This is a genomic window from Streptomyces sp. NPDC088246 (genome assembly GCF_044741025.1).
GTDB lineage: Bacteria > Actinomycetota > Actinomycetes > Streptomycetales > Streptomycetaceae > Streptomyces.
This window is the reverse complement of record NZ_JBIURV010000026.1, coordinates 69,458-88,910: the sequence shown is the minus strand read 5'-3', so window position 1 is coordinate 88,910 and position 19,453 is coordinate 69,458. Positions and strand designations below refer to the sequence as shown.

Below are 19,453 nucleotides of genomic sequence, written 5' to 3'. Positions count from 1 at the left end.
TCGCACGCCTTGAACGAGCGCACTTTTTATGTGACTAATCCCGGATGTGCGTGCCCCGAACGGCCGAAGGGTAGTGCTCGCGCGGACACGACCGGTCCGTGCGACGTACGCACGGAGACATCGGAAAGGCCGGACGCACATGGCTCAGCCCTTCACCCTGCCGGACTTCTACGTTCCGTATCCGGCGCGGCTCAACGCCCATGTCGAGGAGGCGCGACAGCACACCAAGAAGTGGGCGCGCAGCATAGGGATGCTGGAGGGTTCGGGTATCTGGGAGGAGAAGGACCTCGACTCCCACGACTACGCGCTGCTGTGTGCGTACACCCACCCCGACTGCTCGTCCGAGGCCCTCTCACTGGTCACCGACTGGTACGTGTGGGTCTTCTTCTTCGACGACCATTTCCTGGAGCTGTTCAAGCGCACCCCCGACCGCGAGGGCGGCAAGCGGTATCTGGACAGGTTGCCGGCGTTCATGCCGATGGACCGTGGGGCTGAGATGCCGGAACCGACGAATCCGGTCGAGGCGGGGCTGGCAGATCTGTGGGCACGGACGGTGCCGAGCATGTCCGACGCCTGGCGGGTCCGTTTCGCCGAGGCGACGAAGAACCTGCTCAATGAGTCGCTTTGGGAGCTCGCCAACATCAACGAGGGGCGTATCGCGAACCCTGTCGAGTACATCGAGATGCGCCGCAAGGTGGGCGGCGCCCCGTGGTCGGCGGGTCTCGTGGAGTACGCGGCGGGCGCGGAGGTCCCCGATGCGGTGGCCGACGAGCGTGCGCTGCAGGTGCTGCGGGATGCCTTCTCCGACGGCGTACATCTGCGCAATGATCTCTTCTCGTACCAGCGGGAGGTCGAGGACGAGGGCGAGAACAGCAATGGCGTGCTGGTCCTTGAGCACTTCCTCGGCTGCTCGACGCAGGAGGCCGCCGATGCGGTGAACGATCTGCTGACGTCGCGGCTGCAGCAGTTCGAGAACACGGCGCTCACCGAACTCGGTCCGCTCTGCGCGGAGAAGGGGCTGGACCCGGCGGACACAACGGCGGTGCTGGCATACGTCAAGGGGCTGCAGGACTGGCAGTCGGGCGGTCACGAGTGGCACATGCGCTCCAGCCGCTACATGAACGACGGCGGTGCCGGTGAGGCCGCGCTCGGCTTCGGTATGGCCGCGGCGTCGATCCGGTTCACACGCCGCTCGGAGACGGCCCGGCTGCGCAGCCACACCCATGTGCCGTACCAGCGTGTCGGCCCGTCCCTGCTGCCCGCCTTCGAGCTCCCGTTCGGTACGACGCTCAGCCCGCATCTGGACGGGGCGCGGGTACGGATCGTCGACTGGGCGAACCGTATGGGAATCCTGGAGGCTCAACCGGGCGTACCGGGATCGCACATCTGGGACGAGGAGCGGCTCCTCGCGACCGACCTGCCACTGTGTGCGGCGGGTCTGCACCCGGATGCGACGCCGGAGGAGCTGGATCTGTCCTCGCAGTGGCTGACGTGGGGGACGTACGGTGACGACTGGTTCCCGGTGGTGCACGGGCGGGCGCGCGACCTGGCGGGGGCCAAGCTCGCCAATGAGCGTCTGTCGCTGTTCATGCCCCTTGACGGGTCCGCGACGCCCGAGCCGGTCAACGCCCTGGAGCGCGGACTCGCCGATCTCTGGGCGAAGACCTCGGCCCCGATGGACGCGGGCGGGCGCCGTGCCTTCCGAACGGCGGTCGAGGACATGACCGCGAGCTGGGTGTGGGAACTGGCGAACCAGGTGCAGAACCGTATTCCGGATCCGGTGGACTACATCGAGATGCGACGGAAGACCTTCGGCTCGGATCTCACGATGAGTCTGTGCCGGCTGGGGCACGGCAGGAAGGTGCCGGAGGAGATCTACCACAGCGGTCCGCTGCGTTCACTGGAGAACGCTGCGTCGGACTACGCGTGTCTGCTCAACGACCTGTTCTCGTACCAGAAGGAGATCGAGTACGAGGGTGAGGTGCACAACGGCGTCCTGGTGGTGCAGAACTTCTTCGGTGTGGACTATCCGACCGGGGTGGCCATCGTGCACGACCTGATGAAATCGCGGCTGCGACAGTTCCTGCACGTCGCCGAGCAGGAACTCCCCGTGCTGTACGACGACTTCGAGCTGGACGCGGCGGCGAGGGAGATCCTGGCCGGGTACGTGCAGGAGCTCAAGCACTGGATCGCGGGCATCTTGATCTGGCACCGGGGCTGCCGGCGCTACCGCGAGCAGGACCTGCGGCGGGGCACCGGCACCCCGTGGCACCTCAGCGGTCCCACGGGGCTCGGTGTCTCGGCGGCGCGGGTGACCGCGCTGTTCGCTCAGCCCTCGGCCAGCAGCGTGTAGCGCCCGCCCGCACGCGCTTTGAAGACCTTCTGGCCGCTCGCGAACAGCGAGCTGCGGAGGGTTACTTCGCGGTTTCGGCTCGCCGTGATCACCACACGGCGGGCCTGCCCCGCGGCCCATTCGATGTCGACGGTGAAGCCGCCTCGGGCGCGCAGCCCGCGCACCGACCCGTCCGCCCAGCTCGCCGGGAGGGCGGGGAGGATCTCGACGGCGTCGTGCTGGCTCTGCAGCAGCATCTCGGCGATGCCGGAGGTGGCCCCGAAGTTGCCGTCGATCTGGAACGGGGGGTGGGTGTCCCAGAGATTGGGCAGGGTGGAACTCTTCAGCTGTTCGGCGAGCATCTTGTGGGCGTGGTTGCCGTCGCGCAGCCGCGCCCAGAAGTTGATCTTCCATGCCTTGGACCAGCCGGTGCCGCCGTCGCCGCGTGCGCCGAGGGAGACCTTGGCTGCTTCGGCCCATTTGCTGCTGGGTTCGATCTGCCGCCCGGGGTGCAGGGCGAAGAGGTGCGAGACATGGCGGTGGTCGTCGGCCGGGTCGTCGCGGTCGGTCTTCCACTCCTGGAGCTGGCCCCAGGAGCCGATCCGCAGCCCGGGGTCGAGCCGGTCGAGGGCAGTCTCCAGGCGGCTGCGGAAGGCAGGTGCGTCACCGAGGGTGCGGGCGGCCTCCAGGGTGTTGGTGAGGAGGTCGTGGACGATCTGCTGGGACATCGCGGCGCCCGCGGTGAAGTCGCCGTGTTCGGGAGAATAGCTGGGGGTGACGACGAGCAGTCCGTCGCGCGGGTCGGTGCGCAGATTGGCCAGCCAGAATTCGGCGGCCTCCTTCATGGCCGGGTAGGCGGTGGAGCGCAGATAGTCGGTGGAGCCGTTGAACCGGTAGTGCTCGTACATCTGCTGGGTGAGCCAGGCGGCGGCCTCCGGGAACCAGAAGGCGGTGGACCAGTCGTGAACGCCGGTGAAGCCGTACGGGTTGGTCTCGTTGTGCACGACCCAGCCCGCGGTCCCGAACATCTCCTTCGCCGTCTTCCGGCCGGGGGCGCGCATCGCTTCGATGTAGCGGTCGTACGGCGCGGTGGTCTCGGCGAGGTTGGTGACCTCCGCGAGCCAGTAGTTCATCTGCAGATTGATGTTGCTGTGGTAGTCGGCGGACCACGGCGGGGTGGTGGAGTTGTTCCAGACGCCCTGAAGGTTGGCGGGCAGCGAGCCGGCCCGTGAGGAGGCGATCAGCAGGTAGCGGCCGTACTGGAAGAACAGCGCCTCCAGGGCCCGGTCGGCGGGGCTCGTACCGTCCGTGTACTGGGCGAGCAGCTGATCGGTGGGCAGGTCGGACAGTTGCTGGCCGATGTCGAGGGCGACCCGGTCGAAGAGGGCGCGGTGGTCGCGTACGTGGGTGGCGCGGACCTTCTCGTACGAGGTCCGGGCGGCGGAGTCCACAGCGGCGGTGACCGCCCTGTGCGGGTCGTCGCCGCGGTAGGAGGGGTAGCGGTCGGCGTAGTCGGTGGCTGCGGCAAGGACGAACCAGGCGCTGTCGGCTCCGGTGACGGTGAGGGTGCCGTCCGCACCGGCGGTGACGGTGCCGCCGCTGGTCCGGATGCGGATCTGGGCCTCGAAGCACAGGCCGTTGTCCTTCAGGGCGCCACGTACGGTGAGCCGGTCCCTGTCGGCGGTGGCGGTGCAGTCACTGCGGGGTGAGGTGTAGCGCAGGGTGAAGGACACCTGTCCCGGACGGTCGGCGGATAGGCGCCCCACAATGACCTTGCCCGGGTAGGAGACGAAGAACTCCCGTGTGTGGACGGCGTCTTGGTGGGTGTACGTGACGGAGGCAAGGGCGTTTCGCAGATCGAGGGTGCGCCGGTAGGAGGCGTCGGGGGCGGCCGGGGCGCTCGGCAGGTCCAGCCACAGGTCGCCGAAGACCTGGTAGGCGCCGTAACCGCGGCGCGCCTGGCCGAGCTCGGCGGCGACAGCGTCCGGGCCGAGAGCGCCCTGACTGTCGAGGCGTTCCTGTACGCCGGAAAGGGCGCCGGGCCTGGGCGCGGTCCAGTTCCCGAAGTCGTAGCCCTCGGCGGAACCGGGGCCGCCGGTCCACAGCGTCTTCTCGTTGAAGGTGAGCCGCTCGGAGGCCAGTGTTCCGTACACGCTCGCGCCGAGGGCACCGCCGCCGATGGGCAGCGACTCGCGCTCCCAGCCCGCGGCAGGGGTGCTGTACCGGAGCGTCGGTTCCGCCGATTTCTCCGAGTACGCGGAGCCTTTCGCCTCCCCTGATTCATCGGAGGTACTGGCGGCCGCCGCCGTGTCGGAAAGGGCAGGGATTCCCAGCGCGAGAACACTGGTTGCGCCTATCGCTGCCTTCACTGTGGTGCGTCGCGTCATCCCGGATGTCATGCGGACGACGGTAAAGGTCCGACGACTGCCCCGACAAGGCACATGACAAAGCGGCCCCTTGGACAGAGGCCGCCAACACTTGGACAGATGGGTTATGCATGCGCCCCCAGCCGCCCGATGTGTACGGGCGGCCGACGAAGGGACGGTTTCAGCCCTGCTGGAACAGCTCGGCGGGCAGAGGCTTCAGCAGGGTGTACAGATCGTCGGTGATCGGCCGGTCCCAGCTGGCGATGGTGACGAGCACGCCGTCGCTGCGGTCGAACTGGACGCAGGAGATCCGGCTCTCGGAGAGCTTGACGCGGCGGACGATCAGCAGGTTGTCGCCCTGCATCACGGGCATGTCCTCGGTGCCGGTGACCTCGACCGGCTCGTCGTTCTCGAGCGCGAGCAGCAGCTGGGCGACCTCGAACGGGACCTGGCCCTCCTCGGTCTCGCGGGCGGGCGAGCCCTCCGGGAGATTGCCGATGATCATCGCGGGGCCGCGGCCGCCGAACAGGTCGTAGCGCAGAAAGACGCCCTGGCAGCTCCCGTCGGGCGCGGGCAGCAGACCGGCGCCGAGGTTTCCGGGCCAGTCCCCCGGGTCCATGGCCAGGACGTCGAAGTCGGGGCCCGCGGGTGTGGCGGCGCTACGGCGGCGGAGGAAGGACATGCAGACATGTTACGTGTCCGGGCTCACGTTGCGGAGCCGGGTCTGCGCCGGCCGGGACACAGCCGGGTCCGCGGCTCGGGCTCCGGCGGGCCCGATGGCCGCACTCCGGCGGTTCCGCGGCCCGTGCTCCAACTGCACCCCGGCCCCGCCCCCGGACCTGTCCGGTGGATCTCCGCGGGCCCGCGACGCCTGGCACGGCACCTCGCCGCGTTGTCGGAGTCATCCAAGTACGCCCAGTACGAGGACGATCCTTTCGCCTTGCGATGCACCGCACCAGACGCCGCGGGCTGATCCGCAAAGATCCGCCGGACAGGCCCTGGCTAGCCGGATTCCGCGGCCAGTGCCTTCAGCACGTCGACGGCCTCGGCGGCCCGGTCGTAGGGAACGAACAAGTGGTCGTGGTGGAAGCCGGCCACCACATTGCAGCTCAGCCCGACGTCGGTAAGCGCCAGGGACACTGCGGCAGTGAGCCCTACCGCGTCCAGCGCGGAGTGGACACGCAGGGTGATCCAGCCCGCCACGTAGTCGTATCGCAGCCCGGCGGAGACGGCATCCGTCTCCGGCAGCACCATGGTGAGCCCTTCGGGCTCGGTGACCGTGACGACCGGATTGACGCCTTCGGGCATCACCCCGTCGGGCGCGGTGGTGAAGACATGGCGTCCCGGGTTCAGCTCCGGCCGCATGCCGCTCAGCAGGGTTCGAAGATCGCGCTCACCTGTCATGATCACCACGCTACGTGGCGCGGTGGCGCTCGTGGTGACGTGCGACCCGGGCGCGGTTTCCGCAGGACGGCTTGCGCCACTCCTGGCGGGGATGCCCCTTGATGAAGTAGCGCACGCAGCGTGGGGCGCGGCAGGCACGCAGGGCCGTGCGGTCCGGTCCGGCGAGGAAGCCGACGGCCGCGCGGGCAAGGGCCGCGATCTCACGGAACGCCCCTGTGCCGCGCTCACCTTCCACCGGTCTTCCCTGGCCCGGCAGGTCCGGGTGCGCGGGCCCGTGGTCGCGGAGAGCGCCGAGCAGAGCGCGGCGGACTTTCTGGCCCGGGGTGCGGGGGCCAGGGCCGAGTCGCTGCTCGGGCGGCAGAGCAGCCCGCTCGGCGACCTCGCGGAGCGCGACGCGGCGGTACGGGAATCGCTGGCGCGCCTGGAGCGGGAGCCGGCTCTCGTACCGCCGGGCTGGACGCTGCACACGGTGCGCCCGCAGAGTGTGGAGTGCCGGCAGGGCGACAAGAAGCGCAGACACACACGGTTCAACTACCGTGCTGGCGAAGACGATTGGGTGCGCGAGCTGCTGTGGCCCTGAAGAGGAGCGCCGGGCGTTCGACGCTCAGGTGAGGTCGAATTCGCCGCTGCGGGCGTTCACCACGAGGGCGCGCCATTCGACCGGGGTGAAGATCAGCGACGGGCTGCCGGGTTTTCCGGCGTTGCGCATCGCGATGAATCCTTCGACAAAGGCGATCTGGACATCGCCCGCGCCCTGACTGCCCGACCGCCAGTCCGCTTCGCTGAGACCGAGGTCCGGCTTGTCCCAGCCCGCAAAGGGCTGCCGGCTGGTGGTGCTCTCCGCCACGTCGGCTCCTCCCACTTGTCGTCCCGGGCCAGAGCCCAGCCACCGACGGCGGCCTGGGACAGGCCGCGGGCCGGGCTTCCACCGGCCCGGGACGGACCGCGGTCAGCGGGTGGGAGGCTCGGCTCCGACCAGCCACATGGAGAAGAACTGCGCCCCGCCGCCGTACGCATGGCCGAGCGCCCTTCGCGCCCCCGCCACCTGGTGCTCGCCGGCCTGTCCCCGTACCTGCAACGCGGCTTCGGCGAAGCGGATCATGCCGGAGGCGCCGATGGGATTGGTGGAGAGCACCCCGCCCGAGGGATTCACGGGCAGATCTCCGTCGAGTTCGGTGACACCGGACTCGGTGAGCTTCCAGCCCTCGCCCTCGTCGGCGAAGCCGAGGTTCTCCAGCCACATCGGTTCGTACCAGGAGAACGGCACGTACATCTCGACGGCGTCGATCTCCCTTCGGGGGTCGCCGATCCCCGCCTGCCGGTACACATCGGCGGCGCAGTCCTTGCCCGCCTGCGGCGAGACGAAGTCCTTGCCGGCGAACAGGGTCGGTTCGCTGCGCATCGCGCCGCCGTGCACCCAGGCGGGCGGATGCGGCGAACGGTCCGCACCGGAACGGTCGGTGAGGATCATCGCGCAGGCCCCGTCGGAGGACGGGCAGGTCTCCGAGTAGCGGATCGGGTCCCAGAGCATCGGTGCGGACTGGACCTTCTCCAGGGTGATGTCCGGGTCATGGATGTGCGCGTACGGATTCTTGAGCGCGTTGCGACGGTCCTTGTACGCGACGAGGGAGCCGACCGTTTCCGGCGCTCCGGTACGGCGCATGTAGGCCCGGACGTGCGGGGCGAAGAAGCCGCCCGCGCCCGCCAGCAGCGGCTGCTGGAACGGGATGGGCAGCGACAGGCCCCACATGGCGTTGGACTCCGACTGCTTCTCGAAGGCGAGTGTGAGGACGGTGCGGTGCACCCTCGCGGAGACCAGATTGGCGGCGACCAGTGCGGTGGAGCCGCCGACCGAGCCCGCCGTGTGCACTCTGAGCATCGGTTTGCCGACCGCGCCGAGGGCGTCGGCGAGATAGAGCTCCGGCATCATCAGGCCCTCGAAGAAGTCGGGTGCCTTGCCGATGACGACGGCATCGATGTCCGTCCAGGTCAGCCCCGCGTCCTCCAGCGCACGGACGGCGGCCTCGCGGACGAGTCCGGCGATGGAGACGTCCCGGCGGGCGGAGACGTGCTTGGTCTGGCCGATGCCGACAACGGCCACGGGCTCCTTAGGCATGAGCACTCTCCCCTTCGAGGACGGCGACCAGGTTCTGTTGCAGGCAGGGCCCGGAAGTGGCGTGGGCGAGTGCCCGGTCGGACTCCCCACGGTGGATACGGGCCGCGGCCTCGCCGAGACGGATCAGCCCGGCAGCCATGACGGGGTTGGCGGCGAGCGCACCGCCGGACGGGTTGACGGCGACGCTGCCGTCGAGCCCGAGCGCCTTGCGCAGCACCACCTCCTGGGAGGTGAACGGGGCGTGCAACTCGGCGGTGTCCACGGGCCGTTCGAAGACCCCGGCGTATTCGGCAGCGAGCCGGGTGGATGGTGATTCGGTCAGCTCCCGGACCCCGAGACTGTGGGGCTCGATGCGGTGGTCGATACCGCGGATCCAGGCGGGGCGGGGGCACAGGGCCCGTGCGGTGTCGCCGGCGGCGAGGATCACGGCGGCCGCACCGTCTCCTACCGGCGGGCAGTCACCGGTCCGCAGCGGATGTACGACGTATTCGCCGGCCGGGACCGGGCCGGCGATCTGGGCGTGCGGGTTGTCCGCGGCGGCGGCGCGGCTGCGGGTGGCGATCGCGGCGAGCGCGGCCTCATCGGTGTCGCCCGCGTCGATCAGCGCCTGCGCCTGAAGTGCGGCGAGTGCGACGGAGTCCGGCCAGAGCGGGCCGACGTAGTACGGGTCGAGCTGGCGGGTGAGGACGTCGCGTACCTCACCGGGCGAGGACTTTCCGTAGGAGTAGACGAGCGCGGTGTCGTCCTCGCCCGTCTGGATCTTCACCCATGCCTCGTACAGCGCCCAGGCGCCGTCCATCTCCACATGGGACTCGGAGATCGGCGGGTGGGCGCCGACGCCGTCGAGGGCCATGGTGAAGGAGAAGGCGCGACCGGCGAGGTAGTCGCTGGATCCCGAGCAGGTGAAGCCGATGTCGCGTGCCCTGAGGCCGGTCGCGTCGAGGACCTGGTGCAGGACCGGCATGAGCATTTCGACTTCGGAGAGTTCGTCGGTGCGCCGCAGATGATCCGTCTGCGCGAAGGCGACGATCGCTACGTCTCGCATCTACAGCAGCTCCTTGTACGCGTCGTAGTCGGCATCCGGCTCTCCGGTGGGCCGGTAGTGGTCGGGGTGGCGGCCGCCCTCGGTCCAGACGGGCTCGACCCGCAGACCCATCCGCACCTGGTCGTACGGGATGCCGCCGATCCGCCCGTGCAGGGCGAGGTCGGCGCCGTCGAGGGCGATGTGGGCGTAGACGTACGGGACCTCGATGGCGTCGTTCATGGCGTTCTTGGCCTTGATGTTGACGATGCAGTACGTGGTGACGGTGCCGCGCGGGCCGACCTCGACCTGTTCGGCGGTGGCGACGCCGCAGGTGGGGCAGGCGCCGCGGGGCGGTACGTACACCTTGCGGCAGGACGGGCAGCGCTCGCCGACGGTGCGCTGCTCGGAGAGGGCATTGAGGTACGCGCTCTGGGCGCGGCCGGGGGTGTACGTGTAGTCGAGGCGGGCCGGGGTGACGATGCCGGTGACGGGGTCGGCGAACTCGCCGCTGTGCGGGGCGCTTTCGGCCGTCTCCTCGCCCTCGTACGGTTCGAAGCAGGCGATGTCCGTGATGGCACCGGTCCGCTGCGGGGCCCAGCGGATCCGGACCCGCATACCGGTGTTCACGGCTTCGGGTCCCGGCGAGTCGAGGACATGGAGCAGGGCTGTGTCGGCCCCGTCCAGCTTGACCAGCACCCAGGCGAACGGGGTGGCCAGGGGCTGGTCGCGGCGCGGGGCCGGGTTCCAGGCCCAGGTGGTGACGGTGCCGGTGGTGGCGACCTCGGTCAGTTCGCGCAACTCCTCGGCGGTGACGGGGTCGTACTCGACGGGCGGGACCATGACCTTTCCGTCGCCGGTCCGCACGCCGAGCACGGTTCGTTCACGCAGCCCGGTGAGGAAGGCGCTCTGGACCGGGCCCAGAGAGCGGGTGAAGGGGAACTCGACCACCAGTGGTGCGCTGAGGACGTCGGGCACGGTTGTCTCCTTGGCTCAGGCGCGCCGGTAGACGGGCGGGCGCTTCTCGGCGAAGGCGCGGGCGCCTTCCTTGGCGTCGGCGGTCGCGAAGACCGGCCAGCCGCGCTTCAGTTCGGCGGCGAGCCCATCGGTCTCGGTCATTTCGGCGGTCTCGTACACGGAGGCCTTGACGGCCTCGACGGCGAGCGGGCCGCAGGCATTGATCCGCTCGGCGACGTCGAGGGCCTGTTCCAGTGCGGTGCCGTCGGGGACGACTCTGCCGATCAGCCCGATGCGGGCCGCTTCGTCGGCGCTGTACGGGCGTCCGGTGAGCAGCATTTCGAGGGCGTGGGTGTGGGCGATCTGGCGAGGCAGCCGTACTGTCGAGCCGCCGATGGGGAACAGTCCGCGCTTGACCTCGAAGAGCCCGAAGGTGGCGCTCGCACCTGCGATACGGATATCGGTGCCCTGCAGGATCTCGGTTCCGCCCGCCACGCAGTGACCCTCGACGGCGGCGATGACCGGTTTGCGGGGGCGATGATGGCGCAGCATCGCCTTCCAGTGCAGATCGGGGTCGGCGGTCATCCGGTCGCGGTACTGCTCGCCATCCATCCCCTTGCCCGCCAGGGCTTTGAGGTCCATGCCGGCGCAGAAGCAGCCGCCCGCGCCGGTGAGGACCACCGAGCGAACGGTGTCGTCCTCGTCCGCCTCCAGCCAGCCGTCGTACAGCCCGACCAGCATCGGCAGCGAGAGTGCGTTCTTCGCCTCCGGCCTGTTCAAGGTGAGCACCAGCGTGGCGCCCTCGCGCTGCACGGTGAGGTGTTCCGTACCACCCATTGCCTGCCTCCCGTCTCAAGACCTAGAACAGGTTGCAGTAGGTGGGGGTCCAGTTCAATAGTTTTCTGACAGCCAGTCAGATTTCTTCGACGGCACCCCTTCCCACTTGTGCCTCCCAGCGCTCTAATGACCGCCGAGCCAGTCAGCATCCGACGCCAGGAGGAACGGTGGAGTACAACCTTGCCGACCTGTTCGAGTCGGTCGTCGACGCGGTCCCGGAACGCGAGGCGCTCGTCTACCTCGATCACCCCGGTACGGGTGCGGAGCGCCGCCTGACGTACGCGGAACTGGACGCGGCCGCCAACCGCATCGCCCACCATCTGATCGAGGCGGGCATCACCCCCGGCGAGCATCTGGGGCTGCACCTCTACAACGGAGTCGAGTACCTCCAGACGGTGCTGGCCTGCCTCAAGGCCCGTATCGTCCCGGTCAATGTCAACTACCGTTACGTGGAAGAGGAGTTGACCTACCTCTACCGTGATGCGGACCTGGCGGCGCTGGTCTTCGACGCCGAGTTCGACGAACGGGTCTCGGCCGCGGCGCCGAAGGCCCCGACCCTCCGTCACCTGATCCGGGTAGGGGCACCGGTTTCAGGCGTCCGCGGGCCGGACGCCGTGGCGTTCACGGACGCCGAGGCGGCCGGGAACCCGGAACGCGGCTTCGCGCCGCGGTCGGCCGACGACCAGTTCATCATCTACACCGGTGGCACGACCGGAATGCCCAAGGGTGTGATGTGGCGCCAGGAGGACCTCTTCTTCTCCGGCCTCGGTGGCGGTGCGCCGACCGGCGAGCCGGTGAAGACCCCGCAGGAGCTGGCCGAGCGGGTGGCCGCGGGCGGTGACGGGATCTCGTTCTTCCCCACTCCCCCACTGATGCACGGCACCTCGACGCTCACCGCGTTCATCGGTTTCAACTTCGGGCAGCGGGTCGTGATCCACCGCAAGTTCGTGCCCCAGGAGGTGCTCCGTACGATCGAGAAGGAGAAGGTCACCAGCGTGTCCCTGGTGGGCGATGCGATGCTGCGGCCGTTGATCGACGCACTGAAGGGCCCACTGAAGGGCACCGACTGTTCGTCGATGTTCTCCATCTCCAGCTCGGGCGCGATCATGTCGGACTCGGTGCGTGCGGAGTTCCAGGCACTGGTGCCGACGGTGATGCTGCTGAACAACTTCGGCTCGTCGGAGTCCGGGTTCAACGGTACGGCGACAGCCGACTCGGGCCCGGAGAAGGGGTTCCGGCTCCAGGTCAACTCCCGTACGGCGGTGGTCGATCCGGCGACGTACAAGCCGGTTGCTCCGGGCGAGCCGGGGCGGATCGCCCAGCGCGGCCATGTGCCGCTCGGGTACTACAACGACCCGCAGAAGACCGCGGAGACGTTCTTCCGCAGGGGCGACGAGCGCTGGGTCCTGCTCGGTGACATGGCGACCGTCGACGCGGACGGCATCGTCACGGTCCTCGGCCGGGGTTCGCAGTGCATCAACACCGGGGGCGAGAAGGTGTATCCCGAAGAGGTCGAGCAGGCACTGAAGGCCCATCCGGATGTGTACGACGCACTGGTCACCGGGGTGCCCGACGAACGGTGGGGAAATCATGTCGCGGCGGTGGTGCAGCTGCGCGAAGGGGCGGCCGAGCCCTCGCTCGACGACGTCCAGGCGCACTGCAGGACCCGTCTGGCCGGCTACAAGATCCCCCGCCGGCTGGTGATCACTCCGCGGATCCAGCGCTCCCCGAGCGGCAAGGCCGACTACCGGTGGGCCCGCTCGATCGTCGCCCCCCGGCGCGGCCCCGAGGGCTGAGACCGGGAACCGAGGGCCGGAAGTCACCCGGATGGCGCCCGGCCCGGTGCACCCCAGGGGCACCCGCACGGGCTCCGGTCCGGATCACCCGGATGCTCCGTCGCGCGCCGGCTCCGCACACCGGGCGGCGCCACCGGCCTGAGCCATACGGGGACGCTGTGTACCCGACCGCTCACCCTATGTGGCAATGGGGGGAAATCGCCCATAGCGTCGGCTCATGAGGAAACGACACATGATGAGCCTTGTCTCCGCCGCGGTCGTCTCGGCCGCGGGACTCGTCGTCTCGGCCGCGGTATTCGGGACGGCAGTTCCGTCCACCACCGTCGCGAGCCCGCGTGTGGTGCACCCCGGCGGGTCGATCCAGAAGGCGGTGAACGCTGCCAAGCCGGGCGACACGGTCGTCGTCATGCCCGGCACGTACCGCGAGACCGTCCTGATCGACAAGAAGGGCCTGACCCTGCGCGGCCTCGGCGACCGAACCGTCATCAAGCCCCCGACGGGGAAGACGCAGTCCACCGACGCCTGCGCGAAGGCCGGCAGCGGAATCTGCGTCCTGGGCAAGAAGGGCCGGACCGTCGACGGCGTGAGCATCGATTCGCTCACCGTCTCCGGATTCAAGAAGAACGGCGTCTGGGCCTCCTGGACGGACCAGCTGACCGTCCGGCGCGTGACCTCCGAGCACAACGGCGTCTGGGGCATCGCCCAGGAGCGCTCCACCCGCGGCCGGTTCACGGGCAACACCGCCCGCGCCAACGGCGACGCGGGTCTCTTCGTCGCGAACACCGTGGACGAGGAGGGCGGCGCCACCGATACCCGCGGCACCGAGATCCAGGACAACACTCTGGCGGACAACCGGATCGGTTTCACCGCCAGGCGCGTGAGAAACATGTCGGTCCACGACAACACCTTCACCGGCAACTGCAGCGGTGCCTTCATCGTGGGCGACGAGGGCAAGCCGCAGGCCGGAGCCATGACGATCCAGTTCAACCAGATCACCGACAACAACAAGTTCTGCGCCAAGACCGAACGCCTGCCCGCCATCCAGGGTTCCGGCATCGTGCTCACCGGCGCCGCGGACACCCAGGTCCGCTCGAACACGATCAGCAACAACGTGGGCGCCACGCCGCTCTCCGGCGGCGTCGTGCTGTTCAAGAGCTTCGTGGGCACGAAGAACACCGGCCACACCATCAGCGCCAATGTCGCGCTCGGCAACAAGCCGGCCGACCTGGCCAATGGAGACACCGGCAAGAACAACACCTTCGTCGCCAACGTCTGCAAGAAGTCCACACCGGCCGGGATGTGCTGACCGGTGCACCCTCGCACTAGGAGAAGCGAAACAGCATGACCACTGTGAGTCCCACCCCCACACCGACCCCCGCACACACCGCCCTCCCGCACCCCGTCACGCCCTCTCAGCCGGCCATGCAACTGCGCGAGATCGTCTTCGGGGCAGCCCGCGCGGCCGCTGTACGCGCCGCGGCCCGGCTGGGTGTCGCCGACGCGCTGGGCGAGACGCCCGCGACCGCACAGGAACTCGCGACGCTGGTGAAGACCGAGCCGGTGCCCCTGCGCCGGCTGCTGCGCGCGCTGTCCTGCTACGGGATCTTCGCCGAGACCCCGGACGGGTACTTCACCCACACAGAGATGTCCCGCCTGCTGCGCGAGGACGACCCGAACAGCCTGCGCAACATCTCCCTGTGGTGCACCGAGCCCTGGACCTGGGACGTCTGGCCGCGGCTCGACGAGGCGGTGCGCACCGGCAAGAGCGTCTTCGCGGACGTGCACGGCAAGGGGTTCTTCGACTACCTCCACCAGGACGCCCACGAGTCGGCCCAGGTCTTCAACCGGGCCATGACCACCTCCAGCATGCAGTCCGCGCTGGATGTCGCCGAACTCCTCGACCTCACCGGGGTGTCCGCGGTCGCCGACATCGGCGGCGGCCAGGGGCACGTGCTGGCCAGCCTGCTGGAGAAGCACCCGTCGCTCCGCGGTACCCTGATGGACCTGCCGGGTGTGGTGGCACGTGCCGACGCCCGGCTGCGGGACGAGGGGCCGCTCGTCGACCGGACCCGTATCGTGGCCGGGGACTGCCGCGAGGCCATCCCCGTCAAGGCCGATCTCTACATCATCAAGAACATCCTGGAGTGGGACGACGACAGCACGCGCAGGACGTTGCGCAATGTCGTCGCGGCAGCCCGCCCCGGAGCCAGGGTCGTCGTCATCGAGAACCTCGTCGACGACACCCCGTCGATGCGGTTCACCACCGCGATGGACCTGCTGCTGCTCCTCAACGTCGGCGGTGCGAAGCACACCAGGGAGAGCCTGGTGACCCGGATCTCGGATGCCGGACTGCTGATCGGCAGGGTCGTCCCGGTCAACCCCTACCTCCACGCGTTCGAATGCGTGGTCCCCGACTGATCGCCCCTCCCCGGCGAACTTCCCCGGGAACAACGGAAATCGCCCCGGGTCCGGCCAGTCGGCCGGACCCGGGGCGATTTCCCGCCTCAAGCGGTGGTGCCGCGCTCCCACCGGTAGAACTCGTGGGCCATGGCGTCCTTGGGGCTGCGCCAGGTCTTCGGGTCGTACGCGCTCACATATGCGGTGAGCTTGTCACTGATGTCCTTGAACGCCGGGTGCTCCGTCACCTTGGCGATCTCGGGACCCGGCGGACGGTCCGATTCGATCAGGTGCAGATAGACGTCGCCGAACTGAAAGAGCTTGCGCCTGGTGACGCCGACGAGGTGCGGCAGTTCGCTGCTGTCGGAGGCGGCGAACAGCTCGGCGATGTCCGGCGCCGAACCCGGCGCCATCCGGGCGACGATCAGAGCGTGGTGCATCGTGGGAGGCCTTTCTGGTTCCCGGCCCGGCCGCCCGGCCGTGCGGCCGGGCGGCGAGTCGTGGGCGGACGGCTGGTCAGCCGGCGGAGACCGAGGCGGTACGGTGCTCCCGGGCGCGCTGCTCGATCTTGTCCCGGATGAGCTCCATCTGGACCTTGGAGTTGCGGTTGATGTTGTCGGTCATCCACGCGTCGTCGACGGGTGCGTCGGGCCGCATCGCGAATTCCTGGGACCAGCGCATCTTTGTACCGCCGGGGACCTCCGAGTACTCCCACCGGATGTTCATGTGCTGGAACGGCCCGGGCTCGACACGGCGGGCGCGGACCGTGCGTGCGGCGCGGTCGACGGTCCGCTCGGAGACCCAGCTCCAGACCTTGTCGTTCTCGTCGGGGTGCATGGTCAGGCGGAACGTCGTGCTGTCGCCGTCCCGTTCGATGACTTCGACCGCGGCGTACTCACTGAACAGCCGCGGCCAGTTCTCCAGATCATTCGTCACGTCCCACACGAGGTCCAGGGGGGCGGCGATGGTGATCTCGTTCTCGGTGTGTCCGGACACTTCAGGCTCCAGTCATGAGGGTGGTGTTGACGAGGTCGAGGAATTCCTCGGGGGTCTTGCAGCGGTCGGCATCGGCCGGCAGCGCCCTGCCGTGCCGGTTCTCCAGCACGCCCACGATGCCGAGAAGGCCGAGCGAGTCGAGGCCGAACTCGTCGAAGGCGGACCCGGGACGCTTCTCCATGTCCCGCGGGTCGACGGTGAGGCCGGCGCCCTTCTTCATCAGGACGGCGAGTTCCGTGTAGGTCAGTCGATCGGTCATGAGGACTTCTCCTTACTCACACTTGGATGTCGGTGGGGCGCCGGAGCACCATCGCCGCGTTCGAGCCCATGAGCCCGCGGCTGATCACGAGCGCCGTCCGCAGTTCCGCGGGGCGCGCCTGGCCGGTGACCACATCGAGGTCGTGGCACACATCGAAGACGTTCGGGGTGGGCGGGATCAGCGCGTTCTCCATGGAGAGCACGGCGGCGGCCGCATCCAGCACCGGCGCACCGCAGTAGGCGCGCCCGATGCCGGTCTTGGGCGCCGTCACCGGTACCTGTCGGCCGTGCGCGCCGAGCGCGTCCGCAATCGCGAGCGCCTCGGCGCGGTCGGCCGCCGGTACGCCGAGGGCGTCCGCGAAGACGACGTCGATCTCGTCCGGCGAGCAGTCGGCCTCCCGCAGGGCGCCGATGATCGCCTGGGCGAGGCCCTCCCGGGACTCCTCCCACCGGGCCGCTCCGGTGAACGTGGCGGCGTGCCCGGCAACTTCGGCCCGGACACGGGCCCCGCGCCGACGGGCCGACTGCTCCTCCTCGACCACCAGCATGGCGCCGCCCTCGGCCGGCACGAAGCCGCAGGCGTCCGAGGTGAACGGCCGGTAGGCGCGGGCGGGGTCGTCACTGGTACTCAGGTCCTCGTACCCGAGCTGGCAGACGACCGAGTAGGGAGCCAGCGGTGCCTCGGCCGCGCCGACCACCACCGCTTCGGTACCGCGGCGGATCGAGCGGGCGGCATGCGCCAGCGCGTCCAGACCGCCCGCTTCGTCGCTGGCCACGACCGCGCACGGCCCCTTGAAGCCGCCACGGATCGAGATCTGGCCGGTGCTCGCGGCGTAGAACCAGGCGATGGACTGGTACGGACCCACGTAAGTGGATCCCTGTCCCCACAGCCGTTGGAGTTCCCGCTGGCCGAATTCGCCGCCACCGGACCCGGCAGCGGTCACCACGCCGACGTCGAAGGGTGAATCCTCGTAGTCGGCGCGGCCCAGCCGGGCATCGTCCAGCGCGATGTCCGCGGCGGCCATCGCGAAGTGCGTGAACCGGTCGGTCTGGACGATGAAGCGCTCTTCGATCAGCTCCGCCGCCTCGAAGCCCCGCACCTCGCCCGCGACCCGCAGCGGAAGCTGCTCGCACCCCTCGCGGGTGACCCGGTCGAGAACGCTGATCCCTTCGTGCGTCCTCTTCCAGAAGGCCTCGGTGTTGGTGCCGTTGGGGGCGACGACACCGATGCCGGTGACGACGGCCCGCCGCGCTCTACGGGTTTTCATGGTGTCCTCCCACCTGTTCTCGTCAAGGCCACCGCCGATTGGAAGCCGCCGAACCCGCTGCCGACCGAGAGGACGCTACGCAGCTTCAGGGGACGTGCGGTGCGCGGCACGTAGTCGAGGTCGCACTCCGGGTCCGGGCTCTCGTAGTTCGCCGTCGGCGGCACCGTCTGGTGGACCAGGGCGAGTACGCAGGCGGCGATCTCTATGGCCCCGATCGCCCCCAGCGAGTGGCCGACCATGGACTTGATCGAGCTCATCGGTACGTCGTAGGCGTGCGCGCCCAGTGCCCGCTTCACGGCGGCCGTCTCGTGCCGGTCGTTCTGCTTGGTGCCCGAGCCGTGTGCGTTGACGTAGTCGATCTGCGAGCCGTCCATGCGGGCGTGGTCGAGGGCCCGGTTGATCGCCTCGGCCATCTCCAGCCCTTCGGGGGTCAGCCCGGTCATGTGGTAGGCGTTGCCGAAGGTGGCGTAGCCCGCGATCTCGCAGTACACGGTCGCGCCGCGGGCCCGGGCGTGCTCCAGCTCCTCCAGCACAAGCACCGCTCCGCCCTCGCCCATGACGAAGCCGTCGCGACGGGAGTCGAACGGCCGGGAGGCGTGTTCGGGGTCGTCGTTGTTCGCCGAGGTGGCCTTGATCGCGTCGAAGCACGCCACCGTGATCGGGGTGATCGGTGAGTCGGACGCCCCGGCGATGCAGACGTCGACGCGGCCCTCCTCGATGGAGTGGAAGGCGTACCCGATCGCGTCGAGACCGGAGGTGCAGCCAGTGGAGACGGTCTGCACCGGGCCGTGCGCGCCGACCTGTTCGGCCACGGCCGAGGCGAGGGAGCTGGGTGAGAAGGCCCGCTCCAGATGCGGACCGGCCGGCCGGTGGTCGACATCCCAGCGGGCGCCACTGCCGCTGACGGCGACGTAGTCGTGCTCCAGTCGGGTGGTGCCGCCGACCGCGGTGCCCAGCGACACACCCATCCGCCAGGGGTCCACCGTCTCCGGGTCGAGCCCCGCGTCACCGAGGGCCTCCCTGGCGGCAACCATCGCGAACTGGACGTACCGGTCCGACCTGGCGACCTGGTCCGCGTCCAGTCCGTGCGCCGCCGGGTCGAAGTCGCACTCGGCGGCGATGCGGGAGCGGAAGCCGGCCGGGTCGAAGAGCGTGATGCCCCGGGTGGCGGTGCGTCCGTTCGCGAGGAGGTCCCAGAAGGCCGGTGCGCCGATGCCGCCGGGGGCCACGACGCCGACACCGGTGACCCCCACGCGGCGGGTCATGAGGCGGCCTCCGTTCGTTCCGGCGGGGCGACGCCCCCGGCGGACTCCGTGTGCTCGGTGTCGACGTGGCCGAGTTCCGGGCGCGGGGCGAGGGGGCCGAGGTGGAAGACCATGCGTGCCTCGACGTCGCCCACGTTTCGGAATCGGTGGCGTACGTGGGGAGGGATCAGCAGGCCCTGGTCGGGCCGCATCCGGTGCGGTTCACCGTCCAGATCCACCTCCAGGAGACCGTTCACGACGTACACGAACTCCTCGGAGTACGGGTGGTAGTGCTCGCCGATGCGGTCGCCGGGCTGAACGATGGCCAGCCCCATGAATCCGCTGGTGGCTCCCACGGCCGTCGGCGTGAGCATGGCGCGAAGGTCGCCTCCGCGCCTGCGGTTGGGCTGCGTCTCGCTGAGGTCCACGATGCGTGGCCGGTGCATGGTCATGACTGCTTT

20 protein-coding genes are annotated in these 19,453 nt (G+C 69.5%); 5 read left to right on the top strand and 15 right to left on the bottom strand.

All coding sequences use genetic code 11. From position 1 onward, the window contains the following. Positions 1-139 precede the first annotated feature (139 nt). Complete coding sequence (locus tag ACIPEK_RS30885) at positions 140-2,353, top strand: germacradienol/geosmin synthase (RefSeq protein WP_402002707.1); 2,214 nt, start codon at positions 140-142, stop codon at positions 2,351-2,353. Here ACIPEK_RS30885 and ACIPEK_RS30880 read toward each other — a convergent pair. The 4 genes from ACIPEK_RS30880 to ACIPEK_RS30865 all read right to left on the bottom strand — a co-directional run bounded on the left by ACIPEK_RS30880 (position 2,329) and on the right by ACIPEK_RS30865 (position 6,217). Then, complete coding sequence (locus ACIPEK_RS30880; protein ID WP_402002704.1) at positions 2,329-4,731, bottom strand: glycosyl hydrolase family 95 catalytic domain-containing protein; 2,403 nt, start codon at positions 4,729-4,731, stop codon at positions 2,329-2,331. The two genes, ACIPEK_RS30885 and ACIPEK_RS30880, sit on opposite strands and share 25 nt — an antisense overlap. A gap of 148 nt (positions 4,732-4,879) precedes the next feature. Beyond that, positions 4,880-5,380 carry a hypothetical protein gene (locus ACIPEK_RS30875; protein WP_018550733.1) on the bottom strand — a complete coding sequence of 167 codons (501 nt, stop codon included), beginning with the start codon at positions 5,378-5,380 and terminating at the stop codon, positions 4,880-4,882. A 320-nt stretch (positions 5,381-5,700) separates the two neighbouring features. Continuing rightward, positions 5,701-6,102, bottom strand: a complete 402-nt coding sequence (locus ACIPEK_RS30870; RefSeq protein ID WP_402002701.1) for an ACT domain-containing protein — start codon at positions 6,100-6,102, stop codon at positions 5,701-5,703. A gap of 10 nt (positions 6,103-6,112) precedes the next feature. Beyond that, the gene (locus ACIPEK_RS30865) at positions 6,113-6,217 is read right to left on the bottom strand and encodes a CGNR zinc finger domain-containing protein (protein ID WP_402002698.1); all 105 of its coding nucleotides are present in this window, start codon (positions 6,215-6,217) and stop codon (positions 6,113-6,115) included. Here ACIPEK_RS30865 and ACIPEK_RS30860 point away from each other — a divergent pair. Beyond that, positions 6,194-6,682: a pyridoxine 5'-phosphate oxidase C-terminal domain-containing protein gene (locus ACIPEK_RS30860; protein ID WP_402002695.1), complete on the top strand. Its 489-nt coding sequence runs from the start codon at positions 6,194-6,196 to the stop codon at positions 6,680-6,682. The genes ACIPEK_RS30865 and ACIPEK_RS30860 overlap by 24 nt on opposite strands. A gap of 24 nt (positions 6,683-6,706) precedes the next feature. Here the strand turns inward: ACIPEK_RS30860 and ACIPEK_RS30855 are convergent, their stop codons facing one another. From ACIPEK_RS30855 to ACIPEK_RS30835, 5 genes are all read right to left on the bottom strand, one after another. Beyond that, positions 6,707-6,949 carry a DUF397 domain-containing protein gene (locus tag ACIPEK_RS30855; protein WP_402002692.1) on the bottom strand — a complete coding sequence of 81 codons (243 nt, stop codon included), beginning with the start codon at positions 6,947-6,949 and terminating at the stop codon, positions 6,707-6,709. Between the two features lie 102 nt (positions 6,950-7,051). Continuing rightward, positions 7,052-8,218 carry a thiolase domain-containing protein gene (locus ACIPEK_RS30850; RefSeq protein WP_402002689.1) on the bottom strand — a complete coding sequence of 389 codons (1,167 nt, stop codon included), beginning with the start codon at positions 8,216-8,218 and terminating at the stop codon, positions 7,052-7,054. Next, on the bottom strand, positions 8,211-9,263 hold the full coding sequence (locus ACIPEK_RS30845; RefSeq protein ID WP_402002686.1) for a thiolase domain-containing protein: 1,053 nt from the start codon (positions 9,261-9,263) through the stop codon (positions 8,211-8,213). Before ACIPEK_RS30845 ends, ACIPEK_RS30850 begins: the two co-directional genes overlap by 8 nt. Beyond that, a complete protein-coding gene (locus ACIPEK_RS30840) occupies positions 9,264-10,217 on the bottom strand; it encodes a Zn-ribbon domain-containing OB-fold protein (protein ID WP_402002683.1) in 954 nt (317 codons plus the stop codon). Between the two features lie 15 nt (positions 10,218-10,232). Continuing rightward, positions 10,233-11,033 (bottom strand): crotonase/enoyl-CoA hydratase family protein, encoded by an 801-nt coding sequence (locus ACIPEK_RS30835; protein ID WP_402002680.1) that lies wholly within the window; start codon positions 11,031-11,033, stop codon positions 10,233-10,235. A 167-nt stretch (positions 11,034-11,200) separates the two neighbouring features. Between ACIPEK_RS30835 and ACIPEK_RS30830 the strand changes: the two genes are divergently transcribed. From ACIPEK_RS30830 to ACIPEK_RS30820, 3 genes are all read left to right on the top strand, one after another. Beyond that, positions 11,201-12,829: an acyl-CoA synthetase gene (locus ACIPEK_RS30830; RefSeq protein ID WP_402002677.1), complete on the top strand. Its 1,629-nt coding sequence runs from the start codon at positions 11,201-11,203 to the stop codon at positions 12,827-12,829. A 217-nt stretch (positions 12,830-13,046) separates the two neighbouring features. Continuing rightward, positions 13,047-14,135: a nitrous oxide reductase family maturation protein NosD gene (locus tag ACIPEK_RS30825; protein WP_402002674.1), complete on the top strand. Its 1,089-nt coding sequence runs from the start codon at positions 13,047-13,049 to the stop codon at positions 14,133-14,135. A 35-nt stretch (positions 14,136-14,170) separates the two neighbouring features. Then, positions 14,171-15,247, top strand: a complete 1,077-nt coding sequence (locus ACIPEK_RS30820; RefSeq protein WP_402002671.1) for a methyltransferase — start codon at positions 14,171-14,173, stop codon at positions 15,245-15,247. Between the two features lie 86 nt (positions 15,248-15,333). Here ACIPEK_RS30820 and ACIPEK_RS30815 read toward each other — a convergent pair whose 3' ends face one another. The 6 genes from ACIPEK_RS30815 to ACIPEK_RS30790 all read right to left on the bottom strand — a co-directional run bounded on the left by ACIPEK_RS30815 (position 15,334) and on the right by ACIPEK_RS30790 (position 19,444). Then, positions 15,334-15,666 (bottom strand): TcmI family type II polyketide cyclase, encoded by a 333-nt coding sequence (locus ACIPEK_RS30815; RefSeq protein WP_383077400.1) that lies wholly within the window; start codon positions 15,664-15,666, stop codon positions 15,334-15,336. Positions 15,667-15,742: 76 nt separating this feature from the next. Next, on the bottom strand, positions 15,743-16,222 hold the full coding sequence (locus tag ACIPEK_RS30810) for an SRPBCC family protein (protein ID WP_402002667.1): 480 nt from the start codon (positions 16,220-16,222) through the stop codon (positions 15,743-15,745). 1 nt (position 16,223) lies between these two features. After that, a complete protein-coding gene (locus ACIPEK_RS30805) occupies positions 16,224-16,481 on the bottom strand; it encodes an acyl carrier protein (RefSeq protein WP_327277229.1) in 258 nt (85 codons plus the stop codon). A 16-nt stretch (positions 16,482-16,497) separates the two neighbouring features. After that, entirely contained in the window at positions 16,498-17,748 is a 1,251-nt protein-coding gene (locus ACIPEK_RS30800) for a ketosynthase chain-length factor (protein ID WP_383077403.1), read from the bottom strand. After that, a complete protein-coding gene (locus tag ACIPEK_RS30795) occupies positions 17,745-19,013 on the bottom strand; it encodes a beta-ketoacyl-[acyl-carrier-protein] synthase family protein (RefSeq protein ID WP_327277227.1) in 1,269 nt (422 codons plus the stop codon). Before ACIPEK_RS30795 ends, ACIPEK_RS30800 begins: the two co-directional genes overlap by 4 nt. Further along, the gene (locus ACIPEK_RS30790) at positions 19,010-19,444 is read right to left on the bottom strand and encodes a cupin domain-containing protein (RefSeq protein WP_327277226.1); all 435 of its coding nucleotides are present in this window, start codon (positions 19,442-19,444) and stop codon (positions 19,010-19,012) included. Before ACIPEK_RS30790 ends, ACIPEK_RS30795 begins: the two co-directional genes overlap by 4 nt. Between the last annotated feature and the right edge of the window lie 9 nt (positions 19,445-19,453).

What these genes read in the sequence shown, in the direction of transcription:
- ACIPEK_RS30885 (WP_402002707.1), top strand. Translation starts at nt 140, where the DNA reads ATGGCTCAGCCCTTCACCCTGCCGGACTTCTACGTTCCGTATCCGGCG.
- ACIPEK_RS30880 (WP_402002704.1), bottom strand. Translation starts at nt 4,731, where the DNA reads ATGACATCCGGGATGACGCGACGCACCACAGTGAAGGCAGCGATAGGC.
- ACIPEK_RS30875 (WP_018550733.1), bottom strand. Translation starts at nt 5,380, where the DNA reads ATGTCCTTCCTCCGCCGCCGTAGCGCCGCCACACCCGCGGGCCCCGAC.
- ACIPEK_RS30870 (WP_402002701.1), bottom strand. Translation starts at nt 6,102, where the DNA reads ATGACAGGTGAGCGCGATCTTCGAACCCTGCTGAGCGGCATGCGGCCG.
- ACIPEK_RS30860 (WP_402002695.1), top strand. Translation starts at nt 6,194, where the DNA reads ATGCCCCTTGATGAAGTAGCGCACGCAGCGTGGGGCGCGGCAGGCACG.
- ACIPEK_RS30850 (WP_402002689.1), bottom strand. Translation starts at nt 8,218, where the DNA reads ATGCCTAAGGAGCCCGTGGCCGTTGTCGGCATCGGCCAGACCAAGCAC.
- ACIPEK_RS30845 (WP_402002686.1), bottom strand. Translation starts at nt 9,263, where the DNA reads ATGCGAGACGTAGCGATCGTCGCCTTCGCGCAGACGGATCATCTGCGG.
- ACIPEK_RS30835 (WP_402002680.1), bottom strand. Translation starts at nt 11,033, where the DNA reads ATGGGTGGTACGGAACACCTCACCGTGCAGCGCGAGGGCGCCACGCTG.
- ACIPEK_RS30825 (WP_402002674.1), top strand. Translation starts at nt 13,047, where the DNA reads ATGAGGAAACGACACATGATGAGCCTTGTCTCCGCCGCGGTCGTCTCG.
- ACIPEK_RS30820 (WP_402002671.1), top strand. Translation starts at nt 14,171, where the DNA reads ATGACCACTGTGAGTCCCACCCCCACACCGACCCCCGCACACACCGCC.
- ACIPEK_RS30815 (WP_383077400.1), bottom strand. Translation starts at nt 15,666, where the DNA reads ATGCACCACGCTCTGATCGTCGCCCGGATGGCGCCGGGTTCGGCGCCG.
- ACIPEK_RS30805 (WP_327277229.1), bottom strand. Translation starts at nt 16,481, where the DNA reads ATGACCGATCGACTGACCTACACGGAACTCGCCGTCCTGATGAAGAAG.
- ACIPEK_RS30800 (WP_383077403.1), bottom strand. Translation starts at nt 17,748, where the DNA reads ATGAAAACCCGTAGAGCGCGGCGGGCCGTCGTCACCGGCATCGGTGTC.
- ACIPEK_RS30795 (WP_327277227.1), bottom strand. Translation starts at nt 19,013, where the DNA reads ATGACCCGCCGCGTGGGGGTCACCGGTGTCGGCGTCGTGGCCCCCGGC.
- ACIPEK_RS30790 (WP_327277226.1), bottom strand. Translation starts at nt 19,444, where the DNA reads ATGACCATGCACCGGCCACGCATCGTGGACCTCAGCGAGACGCAGCCC.